The sequence below is a fragment of the Sphingorhabdus sp. Alg239-R122 genome (assembly GCF_900537065.1).
In the GTDB taxonomy this organism is placed as follows: Bacteria; Pseudomonadota; Alphaproteobacteria; order Sphingomonadales; family Sphingomonadaceae; genus Alg239-R122.
The window spans coordinates 24,834-39,828 of sequence record NZ_UNRC01000001.1; the positions used below are offsets into that span (position 1 = coordinate 24,834).

Here is a 14,995-nt window from a genome sequence, read left to right on the forward strand (position 1 = left end):
GCTCTTGAAGGATGATCTCTTTAAGGTGATACTCGCGGCTAAAGCGATTACGTCATGTCTAGTACCATATGGTTTTTACGAACAAAGGACCTTCCTTGCATCAGTCCAAAAAATACACACCCACAGTCCCACAGGCCAAACCACTCGATCATCTTGTGTTGAGCCGGAAAACCAAGGATTCAGCGTTGAAATTGCGCGATGAAACGTTGGATTACGGCGCACTGGACTGCCGTGTGGGGCAGCTGGCGCATTGGCTGCTGGAACAGGGGTTTGCTGCTGGTGACCGTGTCGCGACATGGCTGCCCAAGACGGAAACGGCATGTATCATGCCGCTGGCAACAGCGCGGGCCGGATTGGTGCATGTCCCGATCAATCCGCTGCTCAAACATGCGCAGGTGGCGCATATCCTCGCGGATAGTGGTGCAAAATGCCTTATTTCCAATACATCACGGTTGAAGTCACTTGGCGGCGGTGATGTACCAGACAGTTGCGCATTGCACGATGAAAAACCGGCTATGGAGGTGTGGAAGGCGGTCAAGAGCCCGCTCGGACCATCAGATGCTGCTCCTGATGACCTGGTTGCAATATTATATACCAGCGGCTCAACAGGGCAACCCAAGGGCGTGATGCTCAGCCATGCCAATCTGTGGCTGGGCGCAGTCAGTGTGGCCGGATATCTGAACGTGACGGCCGACGACCGGACATTGTGCGTGATGCCGCTCAGTTTCGACTATGGCCAGAATCAGTTGCTTTCGACCTGGTATGCGGGAGGCTGCTGTGTCCCGCTGGATTACCTGACGCCGCGCGATGTGATAAAGGCCTGCGCGAAACATGAAATCACGACACTGGGCGCGATCCCGCCGCTCTGGGTGCAATTGGTCGAGCAGGAATGGCCGGCAGCGGCTTCTGCGCCGCTGCGGCGATTGACCAATACCGGCGGCGCGCTGACAGAGCGGTTAGTCAGGCAGCTGCGCGCTATATTCTGCGATGCTGACATTTACGCGATGTATGGCCTGACAGAGGCATTTCGCTCCACTTATCTTGACCCCGCACTGATTGATGACAATCCGCTGTCGATCGGCAAGGCGATACCTTTTGCGGAAATCATGGTGGTGAATGATGCTGGGGAAAAAGCCGGGCCTGAAGAAGAGGGCGAGCTTGTGCATGCGGGACCGCTTGTGGCGCAAGGCTATTGGCAGGATTCCAGCCGCACTGCAGAGCGGTTCAGGCCTGCACCTGGTTTTTCCGAATTTGGTGGCATGGCCGTATGGTCCGGTGATCGTGTGCGCCGCGACAGGGACGGCCTGATCTATTTTGTGGGACGCCGTGACGCTATGATAAAGTCATCAGGCAACCGTATAAGCCCCGCAGAAGTGGAAAACACAGCGCTGGATACAGGACTGGTTGCTGAAACTGTTGCTCTGGGCATAGCCCATGCGCGGTTGGGACACGAAATTGTGCTGTTCGTACGCCCGCAAATGGGTCAGGGTTTGGACACGGAACAACTGAGGCGGATTTTAAAAAAGGAGCTGCCCAATTTCATGGTGCCGCATCACATCATAGCGCTTGAGAGTTTTCCCAAAAACCCGAACGGCAAACTTGATCGCACGGTGCTCAAGAAAATTGCGGAGGAACAGATAGCATGAAACCGTTAGGACCTATACCGGCGGGATTTGATACGCGCGATGGCGAATTGGAAATCGCAGGTTACACCGCCAGCGAACTTGCCGAAAAGGCAGGCGACACGCCTTTATTTGTCTATTCGGCAGAACGGCTGCGTGCGCGTGTCGCTGAGCTACGTACGGCCATGCCGGAGCGGCTTTCCATCCATTACGCAATGAAAGCCAATCCATTTGCACCACTGCTTGAACTGATGGTGTCCCTTGTAGATGGCATTGATATCGCTTCAGAAGGCGAATTTCTGCATGTGCTGGGGGCGGGCGCCGATCCTGCGCAGATCAGCTTTGCAGGTCCCGGCAAGCGGGACCGCGAACTGGCCAGGGCTATCGATGCGGGGGTGACGCTCAATATCGAATCCGAAAATGAAGCGCGGCGCGCAATGGCGATTGCTGAAAAAACCGGAGCGACGGCAAAAATGGCGATACGGGTCAATCCCGAATTTGACCTACGCGGTTCGGGCATGCGCATGGGCGGGGGGGCAAAGCCTTTTGGTGTCGATCAGGACCGTGTGCCTGCTCTGGCGCGTGAGATTATCGCGGGTGGTGCGGACTGGCGTGGTTTTCATATTTATGCGGGTTCACAGGCGCTGGATGCAGACGCGATTGTGGACACGCAAAAACAGACACTGGGGCTTGCCGCACATCTTTCCGACATGATTGGCGAAAGCCCTGCACATATTAATCTGGGCGGGGGTTTTGGCATTCCGTATTTTCCAAAGGACACACCCGTTGATATCAAGCGCATCGGCGATGCGCTATCGGCCGAATTTAATCAGTTGCCAGCTGCGCTTCAGCAAACCGAGTTCGCGATAGAGCTGGGCCGCTGGCTGGTGGGCGAGGCGGGTGTGTACCTGACCCGGATTGTTGACCGTAAGGAAAGTCATGGCCAGACCTATCTGGTCACCGATGGCGGTCTGCATCACCAGCTTGCCGCGAGCGGCAATTTCGGGACAGTGGTACGCCGCAATTACCCGGCCGCGATTGCCACGAAATTTGATGCAGAGCCCGCTGAAGAAGCGAACATTGTAGGCTGTTTGTGCACACCGCTTGACCGGCTGGCTGACAAGGCACATCTCCCACGTGCGGATGTGGGTGACCTGGTGGCGATATTTTGTGCTGGCGCCTATGGAGCCAGCGCTAGTCCGGCAGAATTCCTGGGCCAGGGCAAGGCGATAGAAATGCTGGTCTAGGCTCTATTCGGGATAGCTGGCCCGCGCAAAATACAGCCCGTCTGGTGGGGCGTTAAAGCCAAGAGCATGGCGGTCCGCCGCATCCAGCGCGTCCTGTAAATCCTTACCCGACCATTTGCCTTTGCCCACCAGCACAAGGCACCCGACCATCGAACGCACTTGATGGTGCAGGAAAGAGCGCGCGGCAACATGCGTCTCAATAACGTCGCCGTGGCGTTCCACTGATATACTGTCCAATGTCTTTACTGGACTTTGCGCCTGGCAGTGTGCGGAACGGAAAGTCGTGAAATCATGCTTGCCAATAAGCACCTGTGCGGCGTCATGCATGGCATCTGCGTCCAATGGGGGTGCCACTTGCCAGCTGCGCGCCCTATCCAGCGTGAGCGGGGCGCGGCGGTTGGTGATATGATAGATATAACTGCGTCCGATACAGGAAAAACGCGCGTGCCAGTCGTCGTGCACTTCTTCACAGGCCAGCACCGCGATAGGTTCGTTGCGCAGTTTGGCATTCATGCCTTCCATCAGACGGAAAGCATTGATTTCTTTAGTAATATCAATATGCGCGCGCATTGCATGGGCATGCACCCCTGCATCGGTGCGGCCTGCGGCGTGCATGGTCACTTGTTCGCCGGTAATCGCTTCAGCGGCTTCCTCAACGCTCTGCTGTATGCTTGGGCCATGTGCCTGGCGCTGCAGGCCCATATAGGGCGAGCCATCAAATTCGAGGGTGAGTGCAAAGCGTGTCATGTAAGGTCTGTTCCAGCAGCTATGGCATTACCGCGCAGGAAATTATCAAGTTCCATGGCTGGTTTGCCCGCGCGCTGGATAACCGCCGGACGGATGGCTCCGCTGGCACAGGCGATCGTCAGGCGATCGTCAAGCACTGTGCCTGCCTCACCGGAGGCATCAGCTATCTCTGCCGCATGGATACGGTAGCGTTGGCCGTCATGCTCAAAAAACGCACCTGGCATTGGATTGAAAGCGCGTACCTGGCGTTCGACCTGCACGGCATTTGCCATAAAATCGAGCCTTGCTTCGGCTTTGTCGATCTTGTGCGCATAGGTCACGCCTTCTTCTGGCTGCATTTCGCCTGGGTAGCTGCCCAGATCAGAAATTACCTGCGCCATCAGTTCCGCGCCAATTGCGGCGATTTCGTCGGTCAGCTCCCTGGCAGTCTTGTGCGCCACAGGTGTTTTCGCCTTGGCCAGCATCGGGCCAGTATCCAGTCCCGCCTCCATCTGCATTATGGTGACGCCGGTTTCGCTGTCTCCAGCCAGTATCGCGCGTTGGACTGGCGCCGCACCACGCCAGCGCGGGAGCAGGGAGCCATGTACATTGAGGCAGCCGTATTTGGGCGCATCCAGCACAGCGCGTGGTAGAATTAGCCCATATGCCGCAACAACCGCCACATCCAGCTCAAGCGCTGCAAACCCTGCTTTCGCTTCATTGCCTTTCAGCGAAACCGGTGTGCGCACCTCCATCCCCAATTCTTCTGCCAGCGTTTGCACGGGTGAAGCGCGCAGTTTCTTACCACGTCCGGCGGGGCGGGGCGGCTGACTATAAACCGCCGCGATGTTATGCCCTGCGTCATGCAAAGCGCGCAGCGTAGGGACCGCAAAATCGGGTGTTCCCATAAAAGCGATGCGCATGTCAGGTTCCTTCATGAAATTTTGCTTGGCAGGAGGCGTGCCTTCCCCCTAATGCCCTATGCATGGCATCGCAAGAGATAGACGATCTGACAAATGCGCTGGCACGGCTGCCGGGACTGGGGCCGCGTTCTGCGCGCCGCGCGGTGCTGTACCTCATTAAAAAGCGTGAAACGGCATTGGATCCGCTGGTTTCGGCCATGGAACAGGTGCGTGAAAAACTGGTGACCTGTGACAATTGCGGGAATGTTGATACCATCAATCCTTGCGGCATATGCACCGACGTGCGGCGCGACACGCGGGCCATTTGCGTCGTTGAAGAGGTGTCCGACCTGTGGGCGCTGGATAAATCACGGCTGTTCCTGGGGCGTTACCATGTGCTGGGTGGCCGACTTTCCGCGCTTGACGGTGTGCGGCCGGAAGATCTTACCATTTCACGGCTGATCGAACGTGTGGATGCGGGCGATATTGATGAGGTCGTGCTGGCGATGAATGCTACCCTGGAAGGGCAGACTACCGCGCATTATATCGCTGAGCGACTGGAGAAATACCCTGTGCGGCTCACCCAACTGGCACATGGCCTGCCGATGGGCGGTGAGCTCGATTATCTTGATGAAGGCACACTGGCACAGGCGCTTCGGGCACGCAAACCCATCGCCTGATTTTAGATACACCAAACCCCTTGAAGACTGTGGCAAGCGCAGCTATTTTACGCTTATGGCTATATTACCGATCATAGAAGTGCCCGATCCGCGGCTGAAAACCGTTTCAACCCGGGTTGAGAAATTCGACGATGAGCTGAAACAGTTGGTCGAGGACATGTTTGAAACCATGTATGCCGCGCCCGGCATCGGCCTTGCGGCGATACAGGTTGGCGTGCCCAAGCGGGTGCTGGTGATCGACTTGCAGGAACCCGATCCAGAGGCGAAGGCAGAGGATTGCGGTGATGAAGGGTGCGGTCATGACCACCGCCCGGTCATCAATGACCCGCGCATTTTCATCAATCCGGAAATTCTTGATCCTTCGGACGAACAGTCGCTGTATAACGAAGGCTGTTTATCGGTACCTGACCAATATGCGGAAGTGGAGCGCCCCGCGCAGATCCGCGCCCGCTGGCACGACCTGGATGGCAAGGTGCATGAGGAAGATATGGACGGGCTAATGGCGACATGCCTGCAGCATGAGATGGATCATCTGGAAGGCATATTGTTTATTGACCACCTGTCGCGGCTCAAGCGGCAGATGGTGCTCAAAAAACTCAACAAAATGCGCAAGGCCGCTTAAGCCTCGAAAGTTCCGCAAATTAACAATTGAATGCAGCGCTTTTTGCGCCTAAGTTCCTATTTCGTTCCAGTTAGGAGATATAGGGCGTTGGGTGAATTTTTGTCGGTCTTGCTGACGGTATTGGCGTTGCTCATTGGAGTTGGGCTGGGTTGGTTTTTGGGAAGCCGTCCGCTTACTGATATTCGTAAAGAGCGTGAAGAGTCTGAATCAGAGCTCAGGGAACTAAGGGAAAAATTTCGTGCATCTATTCGTGATTTAGCTGGAGCGGAAGAGCGCGCAAACCGCGCGGATACGCTTGGCGAGCGGTTGGAGACTTACCGGACTGAACGCGAAATCCTGAAAGCTGATCTGGCCGCGATGAAGGCGGATGCGGCAAACCATGAAAAGCAGTTGCAGCAGCTTGTTGAGGCGAAAGAAGCCCTGTCTGCGCAGTTCAGCGAAGTGGGCGGTAAGCTGCTTGGCGAGGCGCAGAAGGCATTTTTGGAGCGCGCCGATGCACGGTTTAATCAGGCCGAAGAAAAGCATGAGGCGAAAATCAAATCACTGATGAATCCAGTAGGTGAGCGGCTCAAAGCCTATGAGGAAAGCGTCCAGAAGATCGAGAAAGAACGCAATGAAGCCTATGGGGACCTAAAAGGCCTGATGGGTGACATGAAGCTGGGGCAGGAGGCAATTCGGAGCGAGGCAGCACGGCTCGTCAATAGTTTGCGCAATGCGCCTAAAGCGCGGGGCCGGTGGGGTGAGCAGCAGCTGCGCAATGTGCTCGAAACCTGCGGGCTTGCCGAGCATACCGATTTTCAGATGGAAGTGAGTGTTGACACCGATGAGGGCAGGGCGCGCCCCGATGCGATTGTTCGCGTACCGGGCGGGCGTTCACTGGTGATCGATGCCAAAGTGTCGCTCAATGCCTATCAGGATGCGTTTGAGGCAGAAGACGATGAAACCCGTGATCTTGCACTGGCAGCGCACTGCCAATCTATGAAAACGCATGTCGATGGCTTGTCGCGCAAAGCCTATTGGGATCAGTTTGAGGATGCGCCGGACTATGTCATCATGTTTGTGCCGGGTGAGCATTTTCTATCGGCCGCATTGGAGCATGACAACACACTCTGGGATCATGCCTTTGAAAAGAAAGTGCTTTTGGCAACGCCGACTAATCTTGTCGCTATTGCCCGCACCGTGGCATCTGTCTGGCGGCAGGAAGGGTTGGCACGCGAAGCCAAGCAGATTGGTGCGCTGGGCAAGGAAATGTATGATCGGCTCGCCACGGCAGCAGAGCATCTGAAACGTGTCGGAACCGGCCTGACCGGCGCGGTCAATAACTATAACAAATTTGTCGGAAGCTTCGAACGCAACGTAATGTCTACCGGCAAACGTTTTGCCGAACTTAATATCGAAACCGGTAAGCGTGAGCTGGAAGAAGTACCACCGGTAGAGGCGCTGCCGCGTTATGGCAGTGAGGCGGAAAAAGAGCTTATTGAAAACCCTGATTCGGCTAAAAAAAAGGCCGAATAACCAATTTGATCACTTCCGTTGCTGGTTTAACACTTCATAAGCCATGACAGCCGTTGCAACCGCTGCATTCAGACTGTCAGCTTTGCCCATCATCGGCATTTTGACGAGCGTGTCGCACTCTGTCTCATAATCCGAGGGCAGTCCCTGCGCTTCATTGCCAATCAGCAGAAACGTGGGCGCTTCATATTTTACACCCTGATAGTCATTGTCTGTATTCAGGCTGGTGCCGACAAGTTGACCTTCACCTCCGCGTAACCATTTCAGAAATTCCGGCCAGGGTGCCTGTACAATTTTCTGTGTAAAAATGGCCCCCATGCTGGAACGTACGGCTTCGACTGAAAACGCATCAACACAATCATCCACCAGTATCAACCCACCTGCACCAACCGCATCGCCGGTGCGTAATATCGTACCCAGATTGCCCGGATCCCGCAGCGACTGCGCCACTAGCCAGATATTGGCGCGATGACGGTCAATGTCATTCAAGTTAATGGCATGGTCACGGTATACACCCAGCACTGTCTGCGGATTATCCTTGCCCGACATTTTCGACAATATCTCACGGGTGGTTTTAATTATCTGCCCGTCATTTTCCCGCACCGCGTTTTCAAGCGCACTGACAAGCGGATGTTCGTCGCGTGAATCAGACATAAAGAGCATGACCGGTACATAGCCTTCTTCGCGCGCTTCGGTGAGTAGACGCAGTCCCTCGGCGAGAAAATGACCGCTGCGTTTACGGTGCTTTTTTTCACGCAGGCTGCGCACCTGTTTGACAAGCGGGTTGGAAAATCCGGTAATGATACGGTTGCCGTCTGCATCGACTTCACCATGGGCCGAAAAATCTGTATTCACATCAATCCTCGCCAAAACCGTCTTTGATAAGGCCGACAAGTTTTTTCAGATATATCTCTGCGTCTTCTCCTTCAACATTGACCGTCACATGATCGCCCCTTGCTGCGCCAAGCATCATGAGCCCCATTATGCTGTCGCCGTTCACCTGTGACCCATCCTTTGCTACGGTGATTTTTAGTTCTTCCGGTAGTTTGGACGCCATGGTGACAAATTTTGCGCTGGCCCGTGCGTGCAGGCCACGCTGATTGGTGATCAAAATTTCTTGAGACGGCATTTACTGTTCCAGCCCGAGAAGCTCTGATGCAACACTGATATATTTCTGCCCTGCCTCTCGCGCAGCAGTAACGGCGTCAGCGACGGTCATGGATTTTCGTGCGCCTTCCAGACGGATCAGCATGGGCAGGTTAACCCCGGCAATGACCTCGACACGGTTTGCCTCAAGCAGCGAAATGGCCAGGTTGGAAGGCGTACCACCAAAAAGGTCTGTAAGTATGATGACACCATCACCGCCATCGACTTTGGTAATGGCAGCGGCAATATCCTGCCGCCTTTGCTCCATATCATCATGCGGGCCGATGCAGATGGTGGCAATGTTCTTCTGTTTGCCGACAACGTGCTCCATCGCCACCAGAAATTCTTCTGCCAGCCTGCCGTGAGTGACCAAAACCATGCCTATCATTGGGCGAGAAAACTCCGGTTCAAAATAGCCTGTCCTGCTTTTTCAAATTCATAAGTTGCCGCCCATATCATGTGTTTGGTTTGCCTTCCAGTTTATCGGCAGGTGGTGACGCAAGATTGCGGTGGGAAATAGTGGGCGAAAAGCCAGCGTCACGCAAGTCCTTCGCCATTTGCTCCGCAGTAAATACGGACCTGTGCCGTCCGCCCGTGCATCCAAAGGCGATATTGACATAGGCTTTACCCTGCGCTGCGTAACGCGGGAGAAGAAAACTTATCAGATCCAGTATGCGGCAATAGGCCTCCTCGAAAGCCTTATCCTGGCGAACATATTCCCCTACTGCTTTATCTTGTCCGGTAAGCGGTCGCAGCTGGCTATCCCAGTGCGGATTGCGCAGGAAGCGCATATCAAACACCAGATCAGCGACAGGCGGCATACCTCGCGCAAAGCCAAAGCTCGTGATTGTAAGGGTGGGTTGCCGGTCTTCTTCCAGCATGAACTGTTCGCGTATAGCCTGTTGCAACTCATTAGCGGCAAAAGCGGTTGTGTCCATAATGTGTTCTGCCCAATCTCGCAAAGGCTGCATCATTTCACGCTCCAACGCTATTCCATTGCTGGCCAGGCGATCTTTGGCGAGCGGATGCGGCCGCCGTGTCTCGTTATACCGGCGCTCCAGTTCAGCGCCGGAACAATCCAGATATAGTGTCGAGATGCTCAAATGGGTTTTGCTGTTAAGCGATTCGACCTTTCGGATAATCGCTTCGGGGTCAAAACCGCGCGTACGGCTGTCAAAACCGATGGCAAGGGGAGCGTGTCTGATGCCAGTAGCGGCGGGCAGGGGGGTTTCAAGCAATCTTCCCAAAAGGCGTATCGGGAAGTTATCGACTGCCTCCCAACCCAGATCTTCCAATGTACGCAGAGCTGTTGATTTGCCCGCCCCCGAAAGGCCGGTCACAAGCATGATGTTTTGCGAAGTACGCTGTGTGTCCGAAGTTTTTGGCATGGCCGTTATTATTACTCACAGAAAATAGACGGAAAACCAGCTTTGCTTACAATGATAGCCCGTAAGCACGCAATGCCCATTCGGCCTTTATCGAAAGCGCGCTCCCATGCGCATCCATTTTAATGCGAGGGATCTTTATATCGCCAATAATTTCCTGCCCTGGCGCATTGATAAAACGCGGAGCTTCTTTTTCCAATACGATAATGAGGCCAACTGGAACTTTGCTGGCATAAGGCGTTTTCATGATACCCAGGTTGCGAACTTCGATTCGTCCAGCGATATTTGGCGCGGGATATGCATATAGTTTACCGGCATCATTTTTTAGCAGTGTCTGGTCGTCGCTGATGAGTATTGCGCCGCGATCAACAAGGTGCAGGCACAATTCTGATTTTCCAGAGCCAGATATACCTGCGACTAAGATTGCGCTTCCCTCAACACAAACAGAGCAGGCTGGATATATGATTTCCCTATCAGTCATAGCGTTACTGGACCTGGCTGGATACACCCGCAGGCAAAGTTATGCGAAAGCAGGCACCTGACCTGCCATCTTCACGTTCGCAGACGCTGAGCTTGCCGTTATGGGCCTCAATGATGGTGCGGGCGATGGCTAGGCCTAGCCCGCTATGTTTACCGAAATCCTCATCGCCAGGGCGTATGCTGTGAAAGCGACGGAAAATTGCCTCGCGCTCACTTTCGGGGACGCCAGGACCACTATCTGTAATACGGATGTGGACGACATTACTTGCGCGGGTCGCAACAACTTCGATAAGGCTCCCTTCCGGTGAGAAAGATACAGCATTGTCCAGCAGGTTGGTAATTACGCGCTCCAGCCTGATGGCTTCCCCAAGCACTGTAGCAACGCCGCGCCTGGGCCGCGCAAAGGCAATCTGCCGTCCATGGTTCAATTCTCTTTCTTCACGCGCCGCAAGCACATTTTCCACCATTTCGCCCAGATCGATCTGTTCGAATTTTGTGCGGGACAATTGAGCATCCACACGCGATACTTCGGATATATCGGTAATCAACCGATCAAGCCGCCGGACATCATTTTCTGCAATATCAAGTAATTGTTGCTGCAATTTTGGATCTTTGATTGCACTTAACCCTTCCAGTGCGCTTCGCAGTGAAGCCAGTGGGTTTTTAATCTCATGGCTGACATCAGCGGCGAAATTTTCCGTTGCATCAATCCGGTCGCGTATGGCCAGACTCATATCGGACAAGGCCCGTGCCAGCATGCCTATTTCATCGCGGCGTTCGGGTAGCCGTGGAACTACAACCTCTCGTGCCCGGCCAAGCCTAACACGCACTGCAGCGCGAGAAAGCCGTCTGAGGGGACGCACAATTGTCCGTGCAAGAAACAGTGATAAAAGTATGGAAAACGCTGTGACGATCAGGATGATAATTGCCAGCAGGGCTCTTTGATCACGCACTATGCGGGTAATATCGCGTGCATTTTCGGTGACCAGTACAAATTTGCCTAGTTTTGCGGTTTGTGTCGCGGCGCTGATGTACGGCGTGCGATCTGGCGCATGCCTATATCTGACAACAGGTGTTATTGTCTTTGAGGATTCGGATAATTCCGGCCATGCGCTGGCTGTATCTGCTTTCGGCGGCGCAAACCTCTCCACTTCAGGTGACAGGACAATGGCCTCGATGATCTTGTCAAGAAACCTGGCTGCGTCTTTCCGCCATGGTTCTTCTGCAGGGTCGCGCAGAGTGTAGGAAGGCGGCATGACATCAAAACTGTCCATTACTTTCCGGCCGCTGGCTCCATATATACGCACACGGCTTTCTGTCTTGGATCCAACGTCTGCAATAAATGCGCGCTTTGCATCCCGATCGATGTCTTGCGATAGCGCATTTGCGATAATGGCGGCCTTTTCCCTGGCCTGTTCGATACGCTCGTTGACGAGCTGCGCGCGGTAATTGTCGAGATAAAAAAAGCTGCCAGCCAATATAGCGAGCGCGAGTATATTCACGGCCAATATCCGTGTGGTCAGCGACAGCCGCCGTGTCCAGAATAGCGATAGGTCAGAACCGCCATCTTCATTCTTCCGAGAAGCGATAACCGGCTCCATATAATGTATCTATTGCTGAAAACTGCTCGTCAATTTCCCGAAACTTCCGGCGTAGGCGCTTGATATGGCTATCAATGGTGCGGTCATCGACATAGACATCATCCTGATAGGCTGCGTCCATTAACTGGTTGCGTGTTTTGACCACACCTGGCCGCGTGGCCAGTGCTTCAAGTATCATGAACTCAGTCACTGTCAGGGTAAGTGGTTCATCTTGCCATTTCACCATATGGCGTGCCGGGTCCATATGCAGGCTACCGCGTATTATAGGTTCACTGATAGCCGTTTCATCCTGCCGGTCATCGTTTTTGATAAATTCTGTGCGACGCAGTATGGCTTTTATCCGGGCCAGCAAAAGACGCTGCGAAAACGGTTTGGAGATATAGTCATCCGCGCCCATTGCAAGACCAAGTGCCTCATCAAGCTCATCATCTTTTGAGGTGAGGAATATAACGGGTAAGGCACTTTTTTCCCTTACCCTGCGTAATAACTCCAACCCGTCCATGCGCGGCATTTTAATATCGAAAACGGCCAGGTCAGGCGGGTTTTCGGTGATGGCCTTCAGCGCTGTTTCACCGTCTGAATACAGGCGTGTTATATAACCCTCCGACTGAAGAGCTATGGATACAGAGGTCAGGATATTCCGGTCATCGTCAACCAGTGCGATTGTTGCTGTCATGCCACTGCCTTTACCTCACTGGTTTCGAATAATCACGCATGAATGTTGCTGTTTTTATTCGCATCTGCGTGGTTGCGAGTAAAGTCTGTTAGTGACAACCTTGTCAAGAAAATGTCAATTTGACGCGTGATGCTGCATGTTTTAAGCGAACCGCGACCAAAGTGCATACGTATGAGGATATGTCATGCGATGCCACCCCATAATTCGCTTTGACAGTGAGGATTAAATGACAGATTCCAGCCACGCAGCCCTAAGAGCAATGGGTATTGAGACCAATGCCGATATCGATTCCAATCTTCAGCGTGCCGCACTCGTGGAACAAGCGATTCGCAATGGTGAAGGACATTTGGCAGCATCGGGTCCGCTTGTAGTGGCGACAGGCCAGCACACAGGACGTTCAGCAAATGACAAGTTCATGGTGCGTGATGCCGAGACGGAAGATACAGTGTGGTGGGGCAAAACGAACAAAGCCATGTCACCTGAACATTTTGCCATTCTGAAAGAAGATTTCTTCAAGGCTGTTGGCCAAAAAGATCAGCTATACGTACAGGAGCTTTTCGGCGGTTCACAGCCGGAACACCGCGTTAATGTGCGTGTGATCAATGAATTAGCGTGGCACAATCTTTTTATCCGTACGATGCTGGTGCGCCCAACAGTTCAGGAGTTGGACGGCTTTGAAGCGGAATATACGATTATTGACCTGCCAAGCTTTCAGGCTGATCCAGAACGCCACGGTACAAATGGACCGGCAGTTATTGCGGTAAACCTAACCGAAAAACTGATCCTTATTGGCGGAACAGCTTATGCCGGCGAGATGAAGAAGTCGGTTTTCGGTCTTCTCAATTATTTGTTGCCACTTGAGGGTGTGATGCCGATGCACTGTTCCGCCAACATGGGCAAGAATGGTGACACCGCAGTATTTTTTGGCCTGTCTGGTACGGGCAAAACAACATTATCCGCAGATGCTAGCCGTACACTTATCGGCGATGACGAGCATGGATGGTCGGATACGGCTGTCTTCAATTTTGAAGGCGGGTGCTACGCGAAAATGATTCGCCTGGACCCCGAAGCGGAACCGGAAATCTACGCCACGACACAGCGTTTCGGCACGGTGCTTGAAAATGTGGTGATGGATGCTGAAACCCGTACGCTGAATCTGGATGACAATAGCCTGGCGGAAAATACCCGAGGTGCTTACCCGATCGATTTTATTCCGAACACATCGGAAAAAAATATGGGGCCGGTACCGAAGAATATCATCATGCTGACAGCTGATGCCTTTGGCGTTCTGCCGCCAATTTCACGGCTGACGCCCGAACAGGCCATGTATCACTTCTTGTCAGGTTATACGGCCAAAGTTGCCGGCACTGAAATCGGTGTAACGGAACCAGAAGCTACATTTTCGACATGCTTTGGCGCGCCTTTCATGCCACGTCACCCGTCAGTTTACGGAAATCTTCTGAAAGAGCGAATTGCCAAAGGCGGCGTAACATGTTGGTTGGTCAATACCGGCTGGACTGGTGGTAAATATGGTGTGGGACACCGTATGCCGATCAAGGCAACACGGGCGCTATTAAATGCAGCTCTTGATGGCAGCCTCAACGATGCTGAATTCCGTATCGATGAGAATTTTGGTTTTGAAGTGCCCGTGGCTGTGCCGGGTGTGGATAGCGCTATCCTTGATCCGCGCTCGACATGGAGTGATGGCGCGGAATATGATGCGACTGCACATAAGCTTGTGCAGCTGTTCGTTGATAACTTTGCGCAGTTTGCTGAACATGTGGACGAGAATGTCCGTGAAGCAGCCCCCAGCGCTGCATAAACGTACAAATTCATAAGATAAAAGGGGCTTTCCTGGAAACGGGGAGGTCCTTTTTCTATCCGTGCAGATAAGATGTAGGGCAAATAAAAAGGCGCCCGGAATCCGGACGCCTGATTATTACTGATAAAGTAGATCAGTCGGTAAGGTCGGCAGGAACCTGACCACCATTTTTCGCAAGTTCGCGCATCACTGCTTTGTGCAGCCAGATGTTCATTTCTGCGCTGCCGTCCAGTGCGCCGGTATAACCCAGCTCCTGAGCCAGCTCTTTGCGGTTGGACAGGCTGGAATCAATGCCCAGCAGTTTCATCAGATCAACGATTGATGTGCGCCAGTTCAAGTCTCCGCCTGTTGAGGCCGCTTTGGCCGACAGAACCTGCTCAACATCTACTGCGCTGATTGGCGCGGCACTCTCGGTGCTTGTTGCTGTTGCGTCGACTGCTTCCGGCTCGTCCTTCGTTCCGAAAATTGCGTTCTTAATTGTGCTGAAAATTCCCATTATTTGTCCTTCCCTAAAAAGAATTGATGTTATCAAGCTACTCCTTGCACATAAGGATTGTTCCCTTGTTGCACAATG

General features: G+C 53.4%; 16 protein-coding genes. 6 read left to right on the forward strand and 10 right to left on the reverse strand.

Going from position 1 to position 14,995, the window contains the following annotated elements:
• Positions 1 to 95 precede the first annotated feature (95 nt).
• Both G6Q15_RS00155 and G6Q15_RS00160 read left to right on the forward strand, forming a co-directional pair.
• A complete protein-coding gene (locus G6Q15_RS00155) occupies positions 96 to 1,646 on the forward strand; it encodes an acyl-CoA ligase (AMP-forming), exosortase A system-associated (protein ID WP_240330674.1) in 1,551 nt (516 codons plus the stop codon).
• Positions 1,643 to 2,869: a pyridoxal-dependent decarboxylase, exosortase A system-associated gene (locus tag G6Q15_RS00160; protein ID WP_164114333.1), complete on the forward strand. Its 1,227-nt coding sequence runs from the start codon at positions 1,643 to 1,645 to the stop codon at positions 2,867 to 2,869. Before G6Q15_RS00155 ends, G6Q15_RS00160 begins: the two co-directional genes overlap by 4 nt.
• Positions 2,870 to 2,872: 3 nt before the next feature.
• On the opposite strand, the gene truA is transcribed toward G6Q15_RS00160, so the two are convergent.
• Positions 2,873 to 3,616 carry a tRNA pseudouridine(38-40) synthase TruA gene (gene truA / locus G6Q15_RS00165; protein WP_164114334.1) on the reverse strand — a complete coding sequence of 248 codons (744 nt, stop codon included), beginning with the start codon at positions 3,614 to 3,616 and terminating at the stop codon, positions 2,873 to 2,875.
• Positions 3,613 to 4,518 (reverse strand): methionyl-tRNA formyltransferase, encoded by a 906-nt coding sequence (gene fmt / locus G6Q15_RS00170; protein ID WP_164115038.1) that lies wholly within the window; start codon positions 4,516 to 4,518, stop codon positions 3,613 to 3,615. Before fmt ends, truA begins: the two co-directional genes overlap by 4 nt.
• A gap of 62 nt (positions 4,519 to 4,580) precedes the next feature.
• Here fmt and recR point away from each other — a divergent pair, with 62 nt between their 5' ends.
• The 3 genes from recR (at position 4,581) to rmuC (ending at position 7,314) form a co-directional block, all read left to right on the forward strand.
• Positions 4,581 to 5,177 carry a recombination mediator RecR gene (recR, locus tag G6Q15_RS00175; protein ID WP_164114336.1) on the forward strand — a complete coding sequence of 199 codons (597 nt, stop codon included), beginning with the start codon at positions 4,581 to 4,583 and terminating at the stop codon, positions 5,175 to 5,177.
• Positions 5,178 to 5,232: 55 nt separating this feature from the next.
• A complete protein-coding gene (gene def, locus G6Q15_RS00180; RefSeq protein ID WP_164114339.1) occupies positions 5,233 to 5,799 on the forward strand; it encodes a peptide deformylase in 567 nt (188 codons plus the stop codon).
• Positions 5,800 to 5,886: 87 nt separating this feature from the next.
• Complete coding sequence (gene rmuC / locus G6Q15_RS00185; protein ID WP_240330675.1) at positions 5,887 to 7,314, forward strand: DNA recombination protein RmuC; 1,428 nt, start codon at positions 5,887 to 5,889, stop codon at positions 7,312 to 7,314.
• A gap of 9 nt (positions 7,315 to 7,323) precedes the next feature.
• Here rmuC and G6Q15_RS00190 read toward each other — a convergent pair whose 3' ends face one another.
• The 7 genes from G6Q15_RS00190 to G6Q15_RS00220 all read right to left on the reverse strand — a co-directional run bounded on the left by G6Q15_RS00190 (position 7,324) and on the right by G6Q15_RS00220 (position 12,599).
• Complete coding sequence (locus G6Q15_RS00190) at positions 7,324 to 8,166, reverse strand: RNA methyltransferase (RefSeq protein ID WP_164114343.1); 843 nt, start codon at positions 8,164 to 8,166, stop codon at positions 7,324 to 7,326.
• A gap of 1 nt (position 8,167) precedes the next feature.
• On the reverse strand, positions 8,168 to 8,440 hold the full coding sequence (locus G6Q15_RS00195) for an HPr family phosphocarrier protein (RefSeq protein ID WP_164114346.1): 273 nt from the start codon (positions 8,438 to 8,440) through the stop codon (positions 8,168 to 8,170).
• Positions 8,441 to 8,845 (reverse strand): PTS sugar transporter subunit IIA, encoded by a 405-nt coding sequence (locus tag G6Q15_RS00200; protein ID WP_164114348.1) that lies wholly within the window; start codon positions 8,843 to 8,845, stop codon positions 8,441 to 8,443.
• A 67-nt stretch (positions 8,846 to 8,912) separates the two neighbouring features.
• Positions 8,913 to 9,845, reverse strand: coding sequence for an RNase adapter RapZ (rapZ, locus tag G6Q15_RS00205; protein ID WP_240330676.1), 933 nt, complete (start codon positions 9,843 to 9,845; stop codon positions 8,913 to 8,915).
• A 46-nt stretch (positions 9,846 to 9,891) separates the two neighbouring features.
• Positions 9,892 to 10,323 (reverse strand): serine kinase, encoded by a 432-nt coding sequence (locus G6Q15_RS00210; protein ID WP_164114350.1) that lies wholly within the window; start codon positions 10,321 to 10,323, stop codon positions 9,892 to 9,894.
• Between the two features lie 4 nt (positions 10,324 to 10,327).
• Positions 10,328 to 11,923 (reverse strand): ATP-binding protein, encoded by a 1,596-nt coding sequence (locus G6Q15_RS00215; protein ID WP_164114352.1) that lies wholly within the window; start codon positions 11,921 to 11,923, stop codon positions 10,328 to 10,330.
• Entirely contained in the window at positions 11,892 to 12,599 is a 708-nt protein-coding gene (locus G6Q15_RS00220) for a response regulator transcription factor (protein ID WP_164114354.1), read from the reverse strand. The genes G6Q15_RS00215 and G6Q15_RS00220 overlap by 32 nt, the downstream gene beginning before the upstream one ends.
• 226 nt (positions 12,600 to 12,825) lie before the next feature.
• On the opposite strand from G6Q15_RS00220, the gene G6Q15_RS00225 reads away from it, so the two are divergent.
• Positions 12,826 to 14,421, forward strand: a complete 1,596-nt coding sequence (locus tag G6Q15_RS00225; protein WP_164114356.1) for a phosphoenolpyruvate carboxykinase — start codon at positions 12,826 to 12,828, stop codon at positions 14,419 to 14,421.
• Positions 14,422 to 14,554: 133 nt separating this feature from the next.
• Here the strand turns inward: G6Q15_RS00225 and G6Q15_RS00230 are convergent, their stop codons facing one another.
• Entirely contained in the window at positions 14,555 to 14,917 is a 363-nt protein-coding gene (locus G6Q15_RS00230) for a DUF3597 domain-containing protein (protein ID WP_164114358.1), read from the reverse strand.
• Between the last annotated feature and the right edge of the window lie 78 nt (positions 14,918 to 14,995).

Coding starts and splice junctions, on each gene's coding strand:
- G6Q15_RS00160 (WP_164114333.1), top strand. CDS start 1,643: ATGAAACCGTTAGGACCTATACCGGCGGGATTTGATACGCGCGATGGC.
- truA (WP_164114334.1), bottom strand. CDS start 3,616: ATGACACGCTTTGCACTCACCCTCGAATTTGATGGCTCGCCCTATATG.
- fmt (WP_164115038.1), bottom strand. CDS start 4,518: ATGCGCATCGCTTTTATGGGAACACCCGATTTTGCGGTCCCTACGCTG.
- recR (WP_164114336.1), top strand. CDS start 4,581: ATGGCATCGCAAGAGATAGACGATCTGACAAATGCGCTGGCACGGCTG.
- def (WP_164114339.1), top strand. CDS start 5,233: ATGGCTATATTACCGATCATAGAAGTGCCCGATCCGCGGCTGAAAACC.
- G6Q15_RS00195 (WP_164114346.1), bottom strand. CDS start 8,440: ATGCCGTCTCAAGAAATTTTGATCACCAATCAGCGTGGCCTGCACGCA.
- G6Q15_RS00200 (WP_164114348.1), bottom strand. CDS start 8,845: ATGATAGGCATGGTTTTGGTCACTCACGGCAGGCTGGCAGAAGAATTT.
- rapZ (WP_240330676.1), bottom strand. CDS start 9,845: ATGCCAAAAACTTCGGACACACAGCGTACTTCGCAAAACATCATGCTT.
- G6Q15_RS00210 (WP_164114350.1), bottom strand. CDS start 10,323: ATGACTGATAGGGAAATCATATATCCAGCCTGCTCTGTTTGTGTTGAG.
- G6Q15_RS00215 (WP_164114352.1), bottom strand. CDS start 11,923: ATGGAGCCGGTTATCGCTTCTCGGAAGAATGAAGATGGCGGTTCTGAC.
- G6Q15_RS00220 (WP_164114354.1), bottom strand. CDS start 12,599: ATGACAGCAACAATCGCACTGGTTGACGATGACCGGAATATCCTGACC.
- G6Q15_RS00225 (WP_164114356.1), top strand. CDS start 12,826: ATGACAGATTCCAGCCACGCAGCCCTAAGAGCAATGGGTATTGAGACC.
- G6Q15_RS00230 (WP_164114358.1), bottom strand. CDS start 14,917: ATGGGAATTTTCAGCACAATTAAGAACGCAATTTTCGGAACGAAGGAC.